This window comes from Streptomyces flavofungini (genome assembly GCF_014650815.1).
Lineage (GTDB): Bacteria > Actinomycetota > Actinomycetes > Streptomycetales > Streptomycetaceae > Streptomyces > Streptomyces flavofungini.
The window spans coordinates 111,667-129,909 of the sequence record NZ_BMVR01000013.1 but is presented as its reverse complement, the minus strand read 5'-3'; the positions used below and the strand labels follow the sequence as shown (position 1 = coordinate 129,909).

17 protein-coding genes are annotated in these 18,243 nt (G+C 72.6%); 8 read left to right on the top strand and 9 right to left on the bottom strand.

Going from position 1 to position 18,243, the window contains the following annotated elements; genetic code table 11:
- The first annotated feature begins 37 nt into the window (after nucleotides 1–37).
- Entirely contained in the window at nucleotides 38–499 is a 462-nt protein-coding gene (gene soxR / locus IE274_RS29805; RefSeq protein ID WP_190119020.1) for a redox-sensitive transcriptional activator SoxR, read from the top strand.
- 75 nt (nucleotides 500–574) lie between these two features.
- Here the strand turns inward: soxR and IE274_RS29800 are convergent, their stop codons facing one another.
- Entirely contained in the window at nucleotides 575–1,276 is a 702-nt protein-coding gene (locus tag IE274_RS29800) for a 3-keto-5-aminohexanoate cleavage protein (protein ID WP_190119019.1), read from the bottom strand.
- A 70-nt stretch (nucleotides 1,277–1,346) separates the two neighbouring features.
- Here IE274_RS29800 and IE274_RS29795 point away from each other — a divergent pair, with 70 nt between their 5' ends.
- A complete protein-coding gene (locus IE274_RS29795; RefSeq protein ID WP_190119127.1) occupies nucleotides 1,347–1,865 on the top strand; it encodes a hypothetical protein in 519 nt (172 codons plus the stop codon).
- A gap of 9 nt (nucleotides 1,866–1,874) precedes the next feature.
- Here IE274_RS29795 and IE274_RS29790 read toward each other — a convergent pair whose 3' ends face one another.
- Nucleotides 1,875–2,483: a hypothetical protein gene (locus IE274_RS29790; protein WP_190119018.1), complete on the bottom strand. Its 609-nt coding sequence runs from the start codon at nucleotides 2,481–2,483 to the stop codon at nucleotides 1,875–1,877.
- Nucleotides 2,484–2,824: 341 nt separating this feature from the next.
- Between IE274_RS29790 and IE274_RS29785 the strand changes: the two genes are divergently transcribed.
- Nucleotides 2,825–5,671 carry a penicillin acylase family protein gene (locus IE274_RS29785; protein ID WP_190119017.1) on the top strand — a complete coding sequence of 949 codons (2,847 nt, stop codon included), beginning with the start codon at nucleotides 2,825–2,827 and terminating at the stop codon, nucleotides 5,669–5,671.
- A 53-nt stretch (nucleotides 5,672–5,724) separates the two neighbouring features.
- Here IE274_RS29785 and IE274_RS29780 read toward each other — a convergent pair whose 3' ends face one another.
- On the bottom strand, nucleotides 5,725–7,029 hold the full coding sequence (locus IE274_RS29780) for a serine-threonine protein kinase (RefSeq protein WP_190119016.1): 1,305 nt from the start codon (nucleotides 7,027–7,029) through the stop codon (nucleotides 5,725–5,727).
- 133 nt (nucleotides 7,030–7,162) lie between these two features.
- Nucleotides 7,163–7,798 (bottom strand): hypothetical protein, encoded by a 636-nt coding sequence (locus IE274_RS29775; RefSeq protein ID WP_229909897.1) that lies wholly within the window; start codon nucleotides 7,796–7,798, stop codon nucleotides 7,163–7,165.
- A gap of 191 nt (nucleotides 7,799–7,989) precedes the next feature.
- Here IE274_RS29775 and IE274_RS29770 point away from each other — a divergent pair, with 191 nt between their 5' ends.
- Nucleotides 7,990–9,009 carry a LysR family transcriptional regulator gene (locus IE274_RS29770; protein ID WP_190119015.1) on the top strand — a complete coding sequence of 340 codons (1,020 nt, stop codon included), beginning with the start codon at nucleotides 7,990–7,992 and terminating at the stop codon, nucleotides 9,007–9,009.
- 22 nt (nucleotides 9,010–9,031) lie between these two features.
- Here IE274_RS29770 and IE274_RS29765 read toward each other — a convergent pair whose 3' ends face one another.
- Nucleotides 9,032–10,357, bottom strand: a complete 1,326-nt coding sequence (locus tag IE274_RS29765) for an erythromycin esterase family protein (protein ID WP_190119014.1) — start codon at nucleotides 10,355–10,357, stop codon at nucleotides 9,032–9,034.
- 236 nt (nucleotides 10,358–10,593) lie between these two features.
- On the opposite strand from IE274_RS29765, the gene IE274_RS29760 reads away from it, so the two are divergent.
- The 3 genes from IE274_RS29760 (at nucleotide 10,594) to IE274_RS29750 (ending at nucleotide 13,735) form a co-directional block, all read left to right on the top strand.
- Nucleotides 10,594–11,358, top strand: coding sequence for an SDR family oxidoreductase (locus IE274_RS29760; protein WP_190119013.1), 765 nt, complete (start codon nucleotides 10,594–10,596; stop codon nucleotides 11,356–11,358).
- Nucleotides 11,355–13,070 carry a class I adenylate-forming enzyme family protein gene (locus tag IE274_RS29755; RefSeq protein ID WP_229909896.1) on the top strand — a complete coding sequence of 572 codons (1,716 nt, stop codon included), beginning with the start codon at nucleotides 11,355–11,357 and terminating at the stop codon, nucleotides 13,068–13,070. Before IE274_RS29760 ends, IE274_RS29755 begins: the two co-directional genes overlap by 4 nt.
- A gap of 71 nt (nucleotides 13,071–13,141) precedes the next feature.
- Nucleotides 13,142–13,735: a TetR/AcrR family transcriptional regulator gene (locus IE274_RS29750; RefSeq protein ID WP_030356177.1), complete on the top strand. Its 594-nt coding sequence runs from the start codon at nucleotides 13,142–13,144 to the stop codon at nucleotides 13,733–13,735.
- 108 nt (nucleotides 13,736–13,843) lie between these two features.
- On the opposite strand, the gene IE274_RS29745 is transcribed toward IE274_RS29750, so the two are convergent.
- The 3 genes from IE274_RS29745 to IE274_RS29735 all read right to left on the bottom strand — a co-directional run bounded on the left by IE274_RS29745 (nucleotide 13,844) and on the right by IE274_RS29735 (nucleotide 16,626).
- Nucleotides 13,844–15,067, bottom strand: a complete 1,224-nt coding sequence (locus IE274_RS29745; protein ID WP_190119011.1) for an acyl-CoA dehydrogenase family protein — start codon at nucleotides 15,065–15,067, stop codon at nucleotides 13,844–13,846.
- 18 nt (nucleotides 15,068–15,085) lie between these two features.
- On the bottom strand, nucleotides 15,086–16,129 hold the full coding sequence (locus IE274_RS29740) for a phosphotransferase family protein (RefSeq protein WP_190119010.1): 1,044 nt from the start codon (nucleotides 16,127–16,129) through the stop codon (nucleotides 15,086–15,088).
- 200 nt (nucleotides 16,130–16,329) lie between these two features.
- Nucleotides 16,330–16,626 (bottom strand): hypothetical protein, encoded by a 297-nt coding sequence (locus IE274_RS29735; protein ID WP_190119009.1) that lies wholly within the window; start codon nucleotides 16,624–16,626, stop codon nucleotides 16,330–16,332.
- Between the two features lie 130 nt (nucleotides 16,627–16,756).
- Here IE274_RS29735 and IE274_RS29730 point away from each other — a divergent pair, with 130 nt between their 5' ends.
- A complete protein-coding gene (locus tag IE274_RS29730) occupies nucleotides 16,757–17,698 on the top strand; it encodes an NADP-dependent oxidoreductase (RefSeq protein WP_190119008.1) in 942 nt (313 codons plus the stop codon).
- Nucleotides 17,699–17,812: 114 nt separating this feature from the next.
- Here IE274_RS29730 and IE274_RS29725 read toward each other — a convergent pair whose 3' ends face one another.
- Entirely contained in the window at nucleotides 17,813–18,127 is a 315-nt protein-coding gene (locus tag IE274_RS29725) for a DUF202 domain-containing protein (RefSeq protein ID WP_190119125.1), read from the bottom strand.
- Nucleotides 18,128–18,243: the final 116 nt, after the last annotated feature.

Here is an 18,243-nt window from a genome sequence, read left to right as displayed (position 1 = left end):
GACCGCTGTCAACGCACCAGCCAGTAGGCTTCGAGGGGTGCCCCAGATCCCAGAGAAGATCCACGAGCTCACGGTCGGACAGCTCGCCGCGCGCAGTGGCGCCGCCGTGTCCGCCCTGCACTTCTACGAGTCCAAGGGGCTCATCAGCAGTCGGCGCACCTCGGGCAATCAGCGGCGCTACCACCGCGACACGCTGCGCCGCGTCGCCTTCGTCCGGGCCGCGCAGCGCGTGGGCATCCCGCTCGCCACGATCGGCCAGGCCCTCGCCGAGCTGCCCGAGGGCCGCACGCCCAACCGCGAGGACTGGGCGGCGCTGTCGGAGACCTGGCGCTCCGAGCTGGACGAGCGCATCCGGCAGCTCGGGCGGCTGCGGGACCACCTCACCGACTGCATCGGCTGCGGCTGTCTGTCCCTGGAGACCTGCGTCCTGTCCAACCCCGACGACGTCTTCGGCGACCGCATCACCGGCTCCCGGCTGATGGGCGAACGGCGCACCTGACCGCGCCCGTGACGGCCGGGCCGGTCACCGCCCCGGAGCCGCCCGCGTGGCCGCGTGGCTCCCGCCCCGCCGCCGTTACCTCTTGAGCGCCGCCGCCACCAACTCCGCGTTGGAACCCGCCCGTTCCCCGCCCGGCAGCACCAGCGTGTCCTCCAGGCCGATCCGCCGCCCGAGGCCGAGCCGCCCCGCCAGCGCGAGGACCGGCCAGGTGCCGCCCTCCTCCCCGTGCAGGAGCACCGGGCGCCCGTGCGCGCCGCCGATCGCCGTGAGCAGCGCCCGCGCCGACGCCTCGGCCGTCGCCGGGTCGCGGTCGGTGACCTCCGCCAGGACCCGCAGCACCCGGGGCCCGAGCGGCGACGCCGCGAACCGCTCCGCGCCGTCCGTGCCGGACCAGATGCCCGCCTCGACGCCCACGCCCCGCTCCAGCAGCGCCCGCGCCACGTCCTCCGCGCCCGGCTCGTGCCAGTTGACCGACGCGTGGTCGGGCAGCACGGTCCACGTCCGCACCCGCGCCGCGCGCGCCGCCGGGTCCGGCTCGGCCCAGGCGCCGGTGGTCACGCCGACGGGCACCGCGACGGCGGCGCGCAGCGCGTCCAGCGTCGCCGCGACCGCGCGTGGCGCCAAAGTGTCTTCCCCGCAGGGGGTCTTGGGGTGTACATGGACATCGAGTGCGCCGGCGGCGACCGCCTCGGCCGCGGATCGGGCCAGGGCTCCGGGCGACAGCGGCACGGCCGCGCCGTCGTCCGCGCCGCGGGCTCCGTTCAGACATACCTGCATGGAGCCATCACAGCACGCCCTCACCAGCACCGGAACGCACACCATCACCAACACCGACACGGGGGACAGCATGAGTGTCGTCATTTGTTCGTTGAAGTGGGAAGCAGCCCGCAGCGGACGCCAGAGGATCACCTACGACAGCGACGGGTACCACCTCGTGCGCTTCCCGTACGACGCGGACGAGGAGGCGTACGACCCCTGGCGCATGCACGATCCGGGGCACGGCTTCACCACGCCGTCGAGGTTCCCCGATGCCCGCTCGGGCCTGATCTGGCCGAGCCACGACGGGTGGGGCATGCTGTCGGCGATGGTCTTCTGGGAGCCGGACAACCGGCCGACGGAGCACCGCGCGCGGTTCGTGCGCGATCCGCTGAACCTGTCGACGGGTTACGACTCCACCGCGACCACGGACACGGTCCCCACCCGCGGCGGGCAGTACCGCTCGTACTCCTGGCAGATGTTCGTGCACCCCGGGACCCCGGTGGGCCTGAAGATATCCGCGCGCGGCCCGGGCGACGTGAAGCTCGCCGCGCCGCTGATGCTGGCCGAGTTCAAGCTGGCCATCCACACGGACGTCGCCAGGCCCTGAGGGCCGCTCTCAGGCGGAGACGAGTGGGCGCGAGTACCGCGTCCGGGCGTGCCGCACGGCCTCGGGCGAGAGGACGGGGGCGGGCACCACGATGCCGCAGCTCGTGCAGACGGGGCCCGACGACGGTTCGTGCGCCAGGCCGTAGCGCCATTCCAGGGCCGTGTCGCCGCACACGGGGCAGGCGGCGCCGGGGTCTCGTTCGAGGGCGTCGATGAGTTTGCGCAGCACGTCGGCGAGCGGCGCGGACGGGTGCACGCCGGGGTCGTCGCACCAGGCGACCCCGCGGCCGCCCCAGGTGCAGCGGTGCCAGTCGTCGACGCTGCCGGGGCGGCGCAGGCCGTCGTGCTTCTCCCGGCGCCGGCGGCGCGCGAAGCCTTCCTCGTAGGCGAGCCACACCGCGCGGGCCGCCTCCAGTTCGTCGAGCGCCGCCACCAGGCGCGCCGGGTCGGGGGAGCGGTCCTCGGGACCGAAACCCGCTCGGGCACACAGGTGGTCCCAGGTCGCCCGGTGACCGTAAGGGGCGAATCTCTCCAGGCACTTGCGCAGTGAGTACCGCCGCAGTGCCAGATCGCTCTGCGGATCACGCACCTGTCTCGCGAGACTCCGGAATCCGGCCATCGCCCTGCACCTCCGTCACACGTTCTCGGACGTCACCCCGGACCCGGTCGGACATCGCCCCGGACCCGAGGGGCATCGAGTAGACGTATCGACTCACGTTTTGGTGCCATCCGATTTTCGATGGCTTCCCATCAGCGCGTTCCCCGCAGGTCAGCGGTGATGCCTGTGAAGATCCGGCCAGGTCGGGCACGGGTCGGCGACGCGGCGCCATGTGGTGGTTGTGAAAAGGCGACGGTTGTTCATCTTTCAGGTTCGGCAACCCGACAGTAACCTCCGCCGCGACGGCCTTCCGCAGGACCCACACAGGACCCACAGGACCCCAAGGACCTGGAGGAGCACCTATGCGACGACGCACCGCACGGCTCAGAACCCTCACCATGTCAGCGGCCCTTGTCCTCGGGGCCGGACTGCTGCTCGCGCCCGGACCCGGCGCCGCCGCGGCCGAACCCGCGCCCGTCACCGACTACTGCGGCGACCGCTGCGCGGACATCCTGCCGCCCGGCGCGAACGGCAACGCGACCCTCGCCGAGATCCTCAGCCACCAGGTGTTCGGCACCCAGCCCGCGCACGCCGACGACCAGTTGGGCCCCTACGACGCGCTTGCGGCGGGCTATCCCTCGCTCACCGACGGCAAGCTCACCGAGTTCTTCAACGACGCCTCCTTCGGCGTCGAGCCCGACCAGGTGGCCTCGGTCACCAAGCCGCGGGACGACGTGACGATCACCCGCGACAAGAAGTACGGCATTCCGCACATCCAGGGCACCACCCGCTACGGCACCGAGTTCGGCGCGGGCTTCGCCGCCGGGCAGGACCGGCTGTGGCTCATCGACCTGTTCCGGCACATCGGGCGCGGCGAGCTGACCCCGTTCGCGGGCGGCGCCCCCGCCAACCAGGGCCTGGAGCAGCAGTTCTGGCCGCAGGCCCCGTACACGGAAGCGGATCTGCAGCGACAGGTCGACTACATCCGCTCCACGCAGGGCGAGCGCGGGCAGCGGGCCATGGAGGACGCGCAGGCCTACGTCGACGGGCTCAACGCGTACCGCGTGAAGGCCAAGGACGGCCGGTACTTCCCGGGCGAGTACGTCCTCACCGGCAAGATCGACGCGATCACGAACGTCGGCGAGATCCAGCCCTTCAAGATCACCGACATGATCGCGCTCGCCTCCGTGGTGGGCGGCCTGTTCGGCAACGGCGGCGGGGGAGAGGTCGAGTCGGCGCTCTCGCTGCTCGCGGCCCAGCAGAAGTACGGCGTCGAGAAGGGCACCGAGGTCTGGGAGAAGTTCCGCGGCCGCAACGACCCCGAGACCGTGCAGACCATCCACGACGGCAGCAGCTTCCCCTACGCGGGCAAACCCGACAAGGCGCGCGGCACCGCCATGCCCGACCCGGGCTCCGTGGCGCGCGAACAACTCGTGTACGACCGCGAGGGCGGCGCCACGGCCACGGCGAAGAACCCGGCGAAGGCGCCGAAGGACCCGGTCAAGGCCCCGAAGAAGCTGAAGCCGCTCCAGGGCATGTACGACAAGGGCGTCCTGCCGTCCGACCTGTTCGGCCCGGCCGGCAACCCCGCCCACGGCAAGGGCATGTCGAACGCCCTCCTGGTCTCCGGCAAGCACACCGCGAGCGGCAACCCCGTCGCCGTCTTCGGCCCGCAGACCGGCTACTTCGCGCCCCAGCTCCTGATGCAGCAGGAACTCCAGGGCCCCGGCATCAGCGCGCGCGGCGTCTCCTTCGCGGGCGTCGGCATGTACGTCCAGCTCGGCCGGGGCCAGGACTACGCGTGGTCGGCGACGTCCGCGGGCCAGGACATCACGGACACGTACGCCGTCGAACTCTGCGCGCCCGGCGGCGGCACGCCCGGCAAGGACGCGACCCACTACCTCTACCGCGGCACCTGCACCCCGATGGAGAAGCTGGAGCGCAAGAACGCCTGGAAGCCGACCGTCGCCGACTCCACGGCGGCGGGCTCCTACCGCATGCAGGTCTTCCGCACGAACTACGGCATCGTCACGCACCGCGCCACGGTCGACGGAAAACCCGTCGCCTATGTGTCCCTGCGCTCGACCTACCGGCACGAGGCCGACTCGATCATCGGCTTCCAAATGCTCAACGACCCGTCGTACGTGAAGGACGCCGCGACCTTCCAGAAGGCGGCCCAGCACATCTCCTACGCCTTCAACTGGTTCTACGCCGACTCGCGCGACATCGCGTACTACAACAGCGGCGCCAACCCCCGGCGCGCCGCCGACATCGACCCGTCCTTCCCGGTGAAGGCCCAACAGGCCTACGAGTGGCGGGACTTCGACCCGGCGAACAACACCTCGGCGCAGACACCGCCCGCCGAGCACCCGCATTCGGTCAACCAGGACTACTACATCTCCTGGAACAACAAGCAGGCCAAGGACTTCAGCTCGGCGGGCTTCGGCATGAGCGCCGTGCACCGCGGCGACCTGCTCGACGACCGGGTGAAGAAGCTCACCGAGGAGGGCGGTGTCACCCGTGCCGGGCTCACCCAGGCCATGGCGGAGGCCGCCGTCACCGATCTGCGCGGCGAACAGGTGCTGCCCGAGATCCTGAAGGTGGTCCGCGGCAAGCCCGTCGACAACCCGGCGCTCGCCCAGGCCGTGCAGCAACTGGAGGCGTGGCGCAAGGCGGGCTCGCAGCGCAAGGAGACCGCGCAGGGCTCGCACACCTACGCCCACGCCGACGCCGTACGGATCATGGACGCCTGGTGGCCGCAGCTCGTCGAGGCCGTGTTCAAGCCCGGCCTCGGGGACGGCCTCTACGGCGCCCTGACCGCGCAACTCGGCGTGGACGAGGCGCCGTCGGCCGGGCACGGACCGACCGGGGCGCACGCCGGGTCGGCCTTCCAGTACGGCTGGTGGGGCTATGCCGACAAGGATCTGCGGACCGTGCTGGGGCAGCCCGTCGAGGGCTGGACGAAGGCGGCCTACTGCGGCGACGGCAAGCTCGACGCGTGCCGCGACGCGCTCCTGAAGAGCCTGGAGCGGGCCGTCGCGAAACCGGCGTCAGAGGTCTACCCCGGTGACGCGAGCTGCAAGGCGGGCGAGCAGTGGTGTGCGGACGCCGTGATCCACCGGGCCGTCGGCGGCATCACGCACCGCGCCGTCCAGTGGCAGAACCGGCCGACCTACCAGCAGGTGGTGGAGTTCCCCCGGCACCGGTGACCGGCGCGGGGCGGGGTCCACTCCGGCTGTCGGGGTGAACCCCGGGCCCCGGCTCAGGCGAGGGCGATCCGTCCGGCGGCGCACACGGCGCGTGCCAGTTCCGCATGGCAGATGTCGCTGTGCGCGCCGTTGGGCGGGCCGCCCCGCCGCACCACGGCCGCCGCGTCCACACTCACGCACCCGCGGGCCGGAAGGGTCCCGCCCAGCGCCACCCGCTTGGCGCCGTCGACGGCCTTGATCCCGTCGAACCCGAGCGCGCCCCACCGCTCCCAGAGGTTGAGGAAGCTGGTGGAGTCACCGGCGAGCTTGGAGGCGAGCGGATAGAGCTTGCCGAGCGCGTCGTCATGGCGCGAGTAGCAGCACACGAGCGGCCCGTCGACGCGCCGCTCCACCCCGTGCAGCGCCCCGCCGCGCGAGCGGTCGTGCGGCAGCCGGGGGCTGAACGCGTAGTGCGAGAAGGCCCCTTGGAGCAGCGTGGCCGACTTCACACAGCGTGCCCCGGCGGGCATGCCGTGCAGCCCGTACGACACCAGACGGGCCCCGAAGCTGTGCCCGATCAGATGGACGCGCAGCTCCGGCACGTCCCGGGCGAGCAGGCCGAGGGCGGGGCCGAGGCCGAGCTGCCCGATGGCGCCGGCCCGGCGCTTCATCGCGTAGTACGTGCCCTGCCGCAGCAGTTCCTTCGCGCCGCGCCACAGCCGCTTGCGGAGCCCGTCGAGGAACTGCTGTCCGCGGGCGTCCTCCAGCATGGCGAGGAAGATCTCGCAGACCTCGACGGCGTCGTCGGTGAGCATCGCGGGCTCGCCCGCGCCGAGGTCGTCGGCGAACTCGTGCGCCGGGCTGGTGTCGCGCACCGCCACCAGATCGCGGACGAGCCGCGCGAACTCGTCCAGGCGGGAGCGGACTTCGGCGCGCTCCTGGAGCAGCGCCGCGAGCCGGTCGAGCCGGGCCGCCTGGGCGGGGCCGGGGAAGGTGCGGGCGAGGAGGCGGCGGGTGGCCTCGTCGAGGGTGGCGTCGCCGGGCGGGTCCGGGGCCGCGGCCGGTCCGGCGGACGGCTCGAAGTCCGGGATCGGCTCGTCGGGGAAACGGATCGACGGCCACAGGACACCGGTGTAGCCGAGGCGCACCCCGGCTCCGGCGAGCTGCTCGAAGGGCGCGAAGAAGCGCCGGTACAACTGCCGGGCCATCCGCGGGTCGCAGTTCCAGCCGTGCGCGAACACCAGCAGGTCGGTGACGCGTTCGCGGTCCGCGCCCGACAGGAGCCGGTCGCGCTGCTTGGCGTTGACGTCCCCGTCGGCGTCGAAGGTCAATTCCCAGTAGGGCTCCACGACCGCATGGTCCTGCCGGTCGGCGCTCATGGCCAGATGTCGCGCGCGAACACGGGGGAATCCGGGGAAGACGGGGAAACACGCGGGAGCCGGTGCCGTCCCCCGGGCGGCGGCACCGGCTCCCGCGTGGGTCAGCGGGGTGTTCCGTCAGCAGGGCACCCGGTCAGTAGGGCATCCGGTCGTGGGAAGGGGCGGGGGCTCCGTAGGGCATCGCGGCGGGCGGCGGCGCCTTCTGGTCGCGGGCGTAGCGGTTGGTGGCCGGGAGCCAGGCGCACACGACGGCCACGAGCACCGTGAGCAGCGCCACGAAGCTGAACGCCATGACGGATTCGGGTTCGTAGTCACCCAAGATGAGGACATGGGGGAACAAGGCGATGACGCCCGAAATGGTAATGAATACGCGCGCCCAAGTGGCCGCCTTCTTGCGTACGCAGAGCGTGAATACGAGCAGGCACACGGCGGTGAAAATGGCGAATCCGGCGCGGGCCGCGAGCGCCCCCGCACGGTCGCTGACGAGCTCGTCCCAGATGGGCCCCGAGAGCGTCTTGATGTCGGCCGCTGTCGTATTCGACGGCAGTCCGACGACGTCCGGATGGTCGTCGATGACGTCCCTGATGTTCTCGTCGGCCATGTCATTGCCGCCGGCGAAGACAAGCACCGCGCCGACGATTGCGGACACCGCGGATATGACAGAGGTCCAGACCAGAGTGGTCAGGGTGCCGGGCCGCCGGACCGCGCGGTTTGCGCGGGCCGCGCGGCGGGGACCGACCGGCGCGGGCGCGACCTGGTATTGACTCACGGGTGCGACTCTCCTCGGGGAGATGAAGGTTCGAGTGGGATTGACTCGACCATTCCATGGGCACCACGAACACAGCCAGCTTTTTCTGGAAGAAATCCCCAGATAATCTGGGGTGATCGAAGGATCAGTTTCCGCGGCGGCTATGCTGCAATGCCGTAAAACTCAAAGGGAGTTGGAGAGAGTAAGTTCGCATGGCCTTAAACGGTCCCACGCAGTACCCCGCGGAACTGCTGGACACCACGATGGATCAGCTTCGGACGCTGCTCGCCGTCCACGAGACCGGCACGGCGCTCGCCGCCGCGCGCCAGCTCGGCCGGGAACAGTCCAGCGTGCAGAAGCAACTGGACACGATGAACCGCACGTTCGGAGCGCTGTGCGGTGAGGCGCTGGTGCTCAAACGGGGCCGCGGGAAGGACGTCCTGTTCACCGCCACCGGCGAGCATCTGGTCGCGCTCGCGCGCTCCACGCTGTCCGCGTGGTCGGACGGCATCCACGACGCGCGCCGCCGCCTCGGCCGCACCCTGTCGGTCGGCTCCACCCGCTACACGCTGGGCTTCCTCCTGGACGCCGTGGAGCGCGTCAGCGACGCCTACGAACGCCGCGGCGTGGACCTGAAGGTCACCCACGTCCGCACCGGCGATCTCTTCGCGAGGCTGCGGTCCAAGGAACTCGACCTGGTCTGCGGCAGCATCGTCGTGACGGAGGGCCAGGAGGCGGAGCTGGAGCCGTACGAGATCGTGGAGTGGCGGCGCAGCGGCCTGTCGATCCTCACGAACCTGCCGCCGGACAAGCTGCCCGGCGGCTCGGTCGACGCGAGCGAACTGCCGGGCCTGCCCCTGGTGGTGTCCGCGGGCGGCCTCATCGCCCGCTTCCTCACCGCCTGGTACGGCGCCGACTTCCGCAAGGAGATGTCCATCGCCGCCGAGATCGAGGCCGCCCACTACGGCTTCGAACTGCTGCGGTCCGGCGTGGTCAGCGGGGCGATGCTCGTCACCCGCGGCATCGCGGAGGCCGCCGAGTCCGGCAGCCTGCCCGAGGCCGGTGGCCTGCGCCGCCTCGACGTGGTCGGCGACGTCGGGCCGCGCACCGAGGTCCTCGTCGGCGTCTTCACCCGGCGCGGCGACCGGGCCTCGTACGACGCGCACCATCCCCTGAACCTGCTGTGGGACGCCCTGGCGAAGGACAACGGGCGGTGGTGGCTCAGCCGTTGACCGGCCGAGCCACCGCCGGGGGCTACCGCGGCCGGTGGGCGGCCGTGGTCTTGTGCAGGTGGATGAGGACGTCGTGGTTGGCGCCGAGCCGGATCTTGTACGGACCGTCGGGGTAGGCGGTGCCGATGCTGCGGGTCGGGCGGGGCTTGGCCAGCCAGGTGCGGGCGGCCGCGGGCGCGGTGCGGGTGTCCACGTAGTAGTCGTCGTAGGACACCTTGTCGAGGGTGTGCTCGTTCATGCCGGGCGTGGCCGCGCCCACGGTCCGGGGCTTCCACTTCGCGTCCTGGGGCCCGGTCGCCATGAACGAGCCCTGGTCGAAGGTGAACCCGATGCTGCGGTACTTCGCGCCGAGCGCGTCCCGCAGGAAGGCGCCCTGCATCTTCGGGTAGTTGGGGTCCCGCGACTCGTACCCGATGTGGGCGTTGTGTGCCGACGCGAGCACCTTGCCGCCGGTGTGCCGCTGCCACCACACGGTGTTCGCCGCCATGATCCGGTCGCGGTACAGCATCGCCCCGCTGACCCCGGCGGGCGTGTCGGTGTCGAAGGCGTAGATCTCCGCGGTCTGCATGACGGACCGGGCGTGCTGCAGGGTCAGCGCGAACTTCGTGCCCCTGCGGTCCGGTTGGATGCCCTTGACCAGCTCGTACGCCGCCCGCGCCCGCTTCGCGAGCCGGGTGCGCTCGGCCTGGGGCAGGGCCAGGTGGGCGTCGCCGTCCGTGACCTCGCGCAAGGGCGCGTACAGGGTCTTGATCCGGTCGAGCCGGCCGGGTTCGTGGCGGCGGACGTAGTCGGTCACGGCGTCGTACAGCTCGACGCCCATGTCCGGGTTGTTGAGGTCGTTGCCGAGGAAGCGCACCTGGCGGTCCGGGTGCCGCTCGTTGTACTGCCGCATCCAGGTGAGCAGCTTGATGTACTCCTCGTTGTACCAGGGGCCCTTCGACAGCTCCTGGCGGACGAGGTCGCGTACGTCGCCCGGGCCGCCGCGCACATAGGCGTCGAAGCGCAGCCCGGTCTTCCAGCCGGTCTCCAGGGCGAAGGTCCGGAAGCCCTTCTCCTGGACGAGGTAGCGGAACAGCCGGTCCTTCATGGTGAAGAACTCGTGCGTGCCGTGGGTGGCTTCGCCGAGGCCGACCACCTTGGCGTCGCCCACCATCCGGCCGAGCGGCCGCAGGTCCTTCGTCGAGCCGCCGGGACCGGTGGCGCGCAGGGGGTGCGCGGCGCTCTCGATGGCCTGCACCGGGCTGTCCGGGCGCGGGGCGGCTTCGGCGGCCGCGGGGGCCAGCAGGGCCCCGGTCCCGACTGCGGTGACCAGCACCAGAGAGGCGCGCGAGGGAGCGGTCCGTGCCATGTGGTTCCTCCTGGAATCGTGTTCCGTCGAAAGATCACGATTCCGTGCGGCGGCCCGCGCGACCATCCCGGAGGCACCCCGTCCGATGGTGGGGTCCACTCCACCAGGAGGGTGCGGGCGCCGGTACCGGAGACCCCCTTTCGCCACAACATACCGACTGGTTAGTCTGCGGCGGAGAGCGTGATCGACCGGCACGTGGTCGACGCGTGTGTGACCGAGGCCGAAGGAGACCACCCGTGGAGAGCCTGCAGGGCAAGGGAGTCGTCGTCACCGGCGCGGGCGGCGGGATCGGGGCCGCCCTGGCCCGCCGCTTCGCCGCCGCCGGGGCCCGTGTCGTCGTCAACGACCTCGACCCGGCCAGAGCGGCGGAGGTGGCCGCCGAGGTGGACGGCGTCGCCCTGCCCGGCGACGCCTCCGCCGTCGTCGCCGACGCCCTCGCCGCGCTCGACGGCACCGTCGACGTGTACTGCGCCAACGCGGGGCTCGCGTCCGGCGGCACCGAGGCCGCCGACGAGCGGGTCTGGGCCGACGCCTGGGACGTCAACGTCATGGCGCACGTCCGGGCCGCGCACGCCCTGATCCCCGGCTGGCTGGAGCGGGGCGAGGGCCGGTTCGTGTCCACGGTCTCCGCGGCCGGGCTGCTCACGATGGTCGGCGCCGCGCCCTACAGCGTCACCAAGCACGGCGCGTACGCCTTCGCCGAGTGGCTGTCCCTGACCTATCGGCACCGCGGCATCCAGGTGCACGCGATCTGCCCGCAGGGCGTGCGCACGGACATGCTCACCGCCGCGGGCTCCGCCGGTGAACTCGTCCTCGCGCCCACCGCGATCGAGCCCGCGGACGTCGCCGACGCGCTGTTCACCGGCATGGCCGAGGACCGCTTCCTGATCCTGCCGCACCCGGAGGTCGCCGCCTACTACCAGGCGCGGGCCGCGACCCCCGACAAGTGGCTGACCGGCATGAACCACATCCAGCAGAAGTGGGAGGCCGCCGAGCGGTGAGCGAAACCCCGGCGGCTCCCGCCGCCCCCACCGGCCCCACCACCCGGGCCACCCCGACGCCCCCCTCCCCGTACGCCGCCAAGCCCTGGCTCGCCCTCCTCAGTGACGCCCAGCGCGCCCCCGTCGCCCCCGCCGCGTCCCTCACGCACGCCTTCCGCTCCTCCGTCCTCGCCGCGCCCGACCGCACCGCGCTCGCCTACTTCGACGGGCGCCTGAGCTACCGCGAGGTGGACGCCCTCACCGACTCCGTCGCCGGGCACCTCGCCGCCCGCGGCCTGGTCCGGGGCGACCGCGTCGCGATCATGCTGCAGAACACCCCGCACTTCGTGATCGCGCTGCTCGGCGCCTGGAAGGCGGGCGCCACCGTGGTGCCCGTCAACCCCATGTACAAGTCGGCCGAGACCCGGCACGTCCTCACCGACGCCGACGTGACGGCGCTCGTCTGCGCCGACCGGGCCTGGGAGAGCCACCTGCGCGAGACGGCCGCGGGCACCGGCGTCCGCATCGTCCTCACCGCCTGCCAGCTCGACCTCCAGACCCGCGACGACCCGCGCGTCCTCGGCTTCGAGCGGCTGCCGCGGGCCGCGGACGCCGACGACCTGGTGACCGTCGCCCGGCAGGGCCTGCCCGCGCCCGGCGGCCGCGAACCCGGCCCCTCCGACACCGCCCTGATCAGCTACACGTCCGGCACCAGCGGCACCCCCAAGGGCGCCATGAACACCCACGGCAACATCACCTACAACGCCGAGCGCCAGCGCGCCGGATCCGGCGTCCCCGAGGGCGCCTGCTACTTCGCCCTCGCCCCGCTCTTCCACATCACCGGCATGGTCGCCCAGCTCGCCGCCTGCCTGACCAACGCCGGGACGCTCGCGCTCGCCTACCGCTTCGACGCCGGGGTGGTCCTCGACGCGTTCGCCGAGCACCGGCCCGCGTACACCGTCGGCCCGGCCACCGCCTTCATGGCCCTGGCCGCCCACCCGGCCGCCACCCGCGCCCACTTCGACTCCTTCGTGTTGATCTCGTCGGGCGGCGCGCCGCTGCCGCCCGCCCTGGTGGAGAAGTTCCGCGCGGGCTTCGGCCCCTACCTCCACAACGGCTACGGCCTCACCGAGTGCACCGCGCCGTGCGTCTCGGTGCCGCCCGGCCGCGCCGCGCCCGTCGACCCGGACTCCGGGACCCTCGCGGTCGGCGTGCCCGGGCCCGAGACGGTCGTCCGGATCGTCGACGAACTCGGCGCGGAGGTGCCCTTCGGCACGTCCGGCGAGATCGTGGTGCGCGGCCCGCAGGTCGTCCCCGGCTACTGGAAGCGGCCCGAGGCCACCGCCGAGACCTTCCCCGGCGGCGAACTGCGCACCGGCGACATCGGCTTCATGGACCCCGAAGGCTGGCTGTACGTCGTCGACCGCAAGAAGGACATGATCAACGCGTCCGGGTTCAAGGTCTGGCCGCGCGAGGTCGAGGACGTCCTGTACTCGCATCCGGCGGTGCGCGAGGCGGCCGTCGTCGGGGTGCCCGACGCCTACCGGGGCGAGAGCGTCAAGGCCTATGTGAGCCTGCGGGCCGGGGCCGGGGGATCGCCGGCCGAACTGGTCGCGTACTGCAGGGAACGGCTCGCCGCGTACAAGTACCCCCGTGCGGTGGAGGTCCTGGAGGAGCTGCCGAAGACCGCGAGTGGGAAGATCCTCCGGCGGGAACTGCGTTCCCGTCCATGAAGACCCGCGGCGGATCGCGGCGGGACGGCTGGAAGACCTGAACAGCATGCAACGGAAGGCAGGTGGCGGCAGTGGCCAGAACGACGGACGGTGACGGGACGCCCGTCCCGCAGAGGCTGCTCGCCGCCGCCACCCGGCTCTTCGCCGACCGCGGCTACGACCGTACGTCCGTGCAGGAGATCGTGGAGGCGGCGGGCGTCACCAAGGGCGCCCTGTACCACTACTTCGGATCGAAGGACGACCTGCTGCACGAGGTGTACGCGCGGATGCTGCGGGTGCAGCAGGAGCGGCTCGACGCGTTCGCCGACGCGGACGAGCCGGTGGAGCGGAGGCTGCGGGACGCGGCGGCCGACGTCGTCGTCACCACCATCGCGAACCTCGACGACGCCTCGATCTTCTTCCGGTCGATGCACCACCTCAGCCCCGAGAAGCACAAGCAGGTACGGGCCGAGCGGCGCCGCTACCACGAGCGGTTCCGGGCGCTGATCGAGGAGGGCCAGGAGGCCGGGGTGTTCTCCACGGCGACCCCGGCCGACCTCGTCGTGGACTACCACTTCGGTTCCGTCCACCACCTGTCGACGTGGTACCGCCCCGACGGTCCCTTGACGCCGCAGCAGGTCGCGGACCACCTGGCGGACCTGCTGCTGCGGGCGCTGCGGCCCTGAGCCCGCCCGTGGGACGGCGCCCGGGCCCGCGCTGACCGGGCCGGGGCCCGCGCCCCGGCCCGACGTCCGGGACCGGACCCCGGGCCCGCCCCGGCTGTGACGGTCGGCTCAGAGGTACCGCTTGAGCTCCCGCCGGGCCAGGGACCGCTGGTGCACCTCGTCCGGGCCGTCGGCGAGGCGCAGCGTGCGCGCCGCCGCCCACAGCTCGGCGAGCGGGAAGTCCTGGCTCACGCCGCCCGCCCCGTGCAGTTGGACGGCGCGGTCGAGGATGTCGACGACGGCCCGCGGGGTGGCGATCTTGATGGCCTGGATCTCGGTGTGCGCGCCCTTGTTGCCCACGGTGTCCATCAGCCAGGCCGTCTTCAGGACCAGGAGCCGCACCTGCTCGACGGCGACCCGGGCGTCCGCGATCCACTCCTGGACCACGCCCTGCTGGGCCAGCGGCTTGCCGAACGCGGTGCGGTCCACGGCCCGGCGGCACATCAGCTCGATGGCGCGCTCGGCCATGCCGATGAGCCGCATGCAGTGGTGGATGCGGCCGGGGCCGAGCCGCGCCTGGGCGATGGCGAAGCCGCCGCCCTCCTCTCCGACGAGGTTGGCCACGGGCACCCGCGCCTCGTCGAAGACCACTTCCGCGTGGCCGCCGTGGGAGTGGTCCTCGTACCCGTACACCCGCATGGCGCGGCGGACTTCGACGCCGGGGGTGTCGCGGGGCACCAGCACCATCGACTGCTGGCGGCGGATGTCCGCGCCGTCCGGGTCGGTCTTGCCCATCACGATGAAGACCTTGCAGTCGGGGTTCATCGCCCCGGAGATGTACCACTTGCGGCCGCTGATGACGTACTGGTCGCCTTCGCGCCGGATGTGCGTGGTGATGTTGGTGGCGTCCGACGAGGCCACCTCGGGCTCCGTCATGGCGAACGCCGAGCGGATCTCGCCCGCGAGCAGCGGCTCCAGCCACTGCTTCTGCTGCTCGTCGGTGCCGAACTGGGCGAGCACCTCCATGTTGCCGGTGTCCGGGGCCGCGCAGTTGAGGGCGGTCGGCGCCAAGTGCGGGCTGCGGCCGGTGATCTCGGCGAGCGGCGCGTACTGGAGGTTCGTCAGGCCCGCCCCGTACGAGCCGTCCTGACTGTCCGGCAGGAAGAGGTTCCACAGGCCCTGACGGCGCGCCTCGGCCTTCAGCTCCCCGACGACGGCGGGCGTGTCCCACGGCGAGGCCAGGGCGGCGCGCTGCTCCTCGGCGACCGGCTCGGCGGGCAGCACGTGCTCGGTCAGGAAGGCGAGCAGGCGGCCGCGGAGTTCCTCGGTGCGGGCGTCGTATGCGAAGTGCATGGTGTGGTCCGGGTCCTCTCAGGCTTCCGACAGGGTGGTCAGGCCGTGCTCGATGAAGACGGGCACGAGGTCGCCGATGCGGTCGAAGCCCGTGCCGACCGTCTGGCCGAGGGTGTAGCGGTAGTGGATGCCCTCCAGGATCACGGCGAGCTTGAACCAGGCGAACGCCGTGTACCAGGCCACGGCGGCGACATCACGGCCGGAGCGGGCCGCGTAGCGCTCGATCAGTTCGGCCGGGTCCGGGTGGCCGGGGGCGCCCGCCGTGGTGCTGACGGGCGAGTCGGGTACCTCCAGGCGCACGCTGTACATCACGACCAGGCCCAGGTCGGTGAGCGGGTCGCCGAGGGTGGACATCTCCCAGTCGAGGATGGCGGTGATGCGGTCGGTGTCGCCGGTGGTGTCAAGCAGGACGTTGTCCAGACGGTAGTCGCCGTGCACCACCGTGGGCGCGGGGGAGGTGGGCAGGGCCCGGCCGAGGGCCGCGTGCAGCTCCTCGATGCCGGGCAGGTCGCGGCCGCGCGAGGCGTCCAACTGCTTGCCCCAGCGCCGCAGTTGCCGGTCCAGGAAGCCCGCGGGCCGCCCGAAGTCGCCGAGCCCGACGGCCTCCGGGTCCACGGCGTGCAGGTCCACCAGGGTGTCGACGAGACCGAGGATCGCGTCGCGGGTGCGCTCCGGGCCGAGCGGCACGAGCTGCTCGGCCGTGCGGTACGGCGTGCCCCGCACGAACTCCATCACGTAGAACGGGGCGCCGATCACCTCCTCGTCCTCGCACAGCAGCACCGGCCGCGGCACCGGCACGTCCGTCGGGTGCAGGGCGCTGATCACCCGGTGCTCGCGCCGCATGTCGTGCGCGGTGGCCAGGACGTGGCCGAGCGGCGGGCGCCGCACCACCCAGTGCGCCGCCCCGTCCGTCACGGCGTACGTGAGGTTCGACCGGCCGCCCTCGATCAGCCGGGCGGTGAGCGGGCCCGCGGCGAGCAGGCCCGGTCGTTCGCGGTCCAGGTGGCCGCGCAGCCGGTCGAGGTCGAGGCCGGGCGGGCCGAGGGGACGGTCTGGACTCATGGGTGAATCGCTCCTGATCATGAACGACGGGCGGCGGACGGCGGACGGCGTTGCCAACGCGCTGGCGTTCATGATGCCGACCAGTCGGTATGTCGTCCAGGGGGCCCGGCCCGAACGTGATCAGGATCGCGGGGGGTGAGGGGGTCCAGGAGCGGGCGCCCGGCCGGGGAAGGGGTGACCGGGCGCCCTGGGAGGAGGGCTCAGTGGTCGTCCCAGTGGCCGTCGTGCGCGGCGTGCCGGTGCCCGTCGTGGGCGTAGTCGACGTGGTCGCCGTGCAGCACGGCCTCGTGCCCGCAGCCCTCGCCGTGCTGGTGGTCGTGGCCCTCGTGGGCGACGTGCGCGGCCGGCTCGCACTCGTCGTAGTGGCCGTCGTGCGCGGTGTGCAGATGGCCGTTGTGCGCGTAGTCGACATGGTCGCCGTGCGGGACCGCCTGGTGTCCGCAGGTCGGGCTGTGCGTGTGCTCGTGGGCCGCGTGTTCCTGGTGGAGCGTGGTCATGACGTGCGCCTTCCGTGCGGGAGGTGTCCCTGTCGGCCGTGCCGGTGACTCTCTCAGGCTAGTCCTCGATGCCTGTTTGATCCCGTTGTGAAACCTTTTCAGTACTTCTATGACTCCGTGAGGCGACCCGATGAAAGCGATCAGCTACCGCGCGTACGGCGGACCCGAGGTCCTTGAGTACGGCGACGTGCGCGACCCGAAGGTCGGCCCCGACACCGTCCTGGTGAAGGTGCGGGCCGCGGCCCTCAACCCCGTCGACTACAAGTGCCGCGAGGGCTACCTCGACGCCGCCCTCGACCCCGTCTTCCCCGTGATCCCCGCCTGGGACGTGGCGGGCGTGGTGGTGCAGCCGGGCGTCGCCGCCCCGGAGTTCGCCGTCGGCGACGAGGTCATCGGCTACGTACGCGAGGACTTCCTCTCCCGCGGCACCCTCGCCGAGTACGTCGCGGCCCCCGTCCGCACCCTCGCGCGCAAGCCCCGCAACCTCTCCTTCGAGGAGGCCGCGGGGCTGCCCCTGGCCGGGCTCACCGCCTACCAGGTGATCACCAAGGCCCTCGCCGTCACCGCGGGCGACGTCGTCCTCGTGCACGCCGCCGCGGGCGGCGTCGGTGCCTTCGCCGTCCAGCTCGCCCGGCACGCGGGCGCCCGCGTCATCGGCACCGCCAGCGAACGCAACCACGCCTTCCTGCGCGAGCTGGGCGCGGAACCGGTCACCTACGGCGACGGCCTCGCCGAGCGGGTGCGCGCCCTCGCCCCCGAAGGCGTCGACGCGGCCTTCGACACGATCGGCGGCGACACCCTGAAGCTCTCCGCCGACCTCCTCGCCCCCGGCGGCCGCCTCGCCTCCATCGCCGACGGCTCCGTCATCGCCCTCGGCGGCCAGTACTGCTTCGTCCGCCCGGACCCCGCCGACCTCACCCGCCTCACCGAACTCGTCGAACAGGACGTCCTCACCGTCCACGTCCAGGAGACGTTCCCCCTGGAACAGGCGGCCGACGCGTTCCGCCTGATCGAGGAGGGGCGGACGCGGGGGAAGATCGTGGTGCGGGTGGATTGGGCCGAGGAGGGCTGAGGAGGGTGGCGAGCCTGGGGGCGGTGGGGGTGTCCGACGAGACGCGGGTGGCAGGGGTGCGCTGCCCCGGTCCGGGGGCGGCTGCCTCCGGAGGCCCGGCTTCCGGAGGCCCGGCTAGAGGACCAGTGCCGCCGCGCACACCGCCAGCGCCCCCGTGCACAGTGCCGCCGCGGCGGCCGCGCGGCGGCTGAACGGGTGCGGGCGTGCCGCCGTCAGCGCCGTCATCCTGCGGTGCGCGACCGCCAGGAACCCCAGCCACAGCAACAGGCACAGCGCGCACGCGACGGCGGCCACCACGGACGCCCCGTTGTGCAGGGCCGCCCGGGCGCCGAGGACCGCGGCGACCGTGCAGGTGAGGGTCGTACGACGCCAGGCGAGGCGGGTGCGTTCGGGCTGGAGGCCGGGGTCGCGCGGGGCGGGGTCGGGCAGGCTGGGGTCCTGGGGTGCGGGGTCCTGGGACGAGGCGCCCTCGGCCGTCCCACCCGTGCTGTGCCCTCCGGCCGGACCGGCCCCGTGACCAGGGGCGCCGTGGCCCCCGGGCCCGT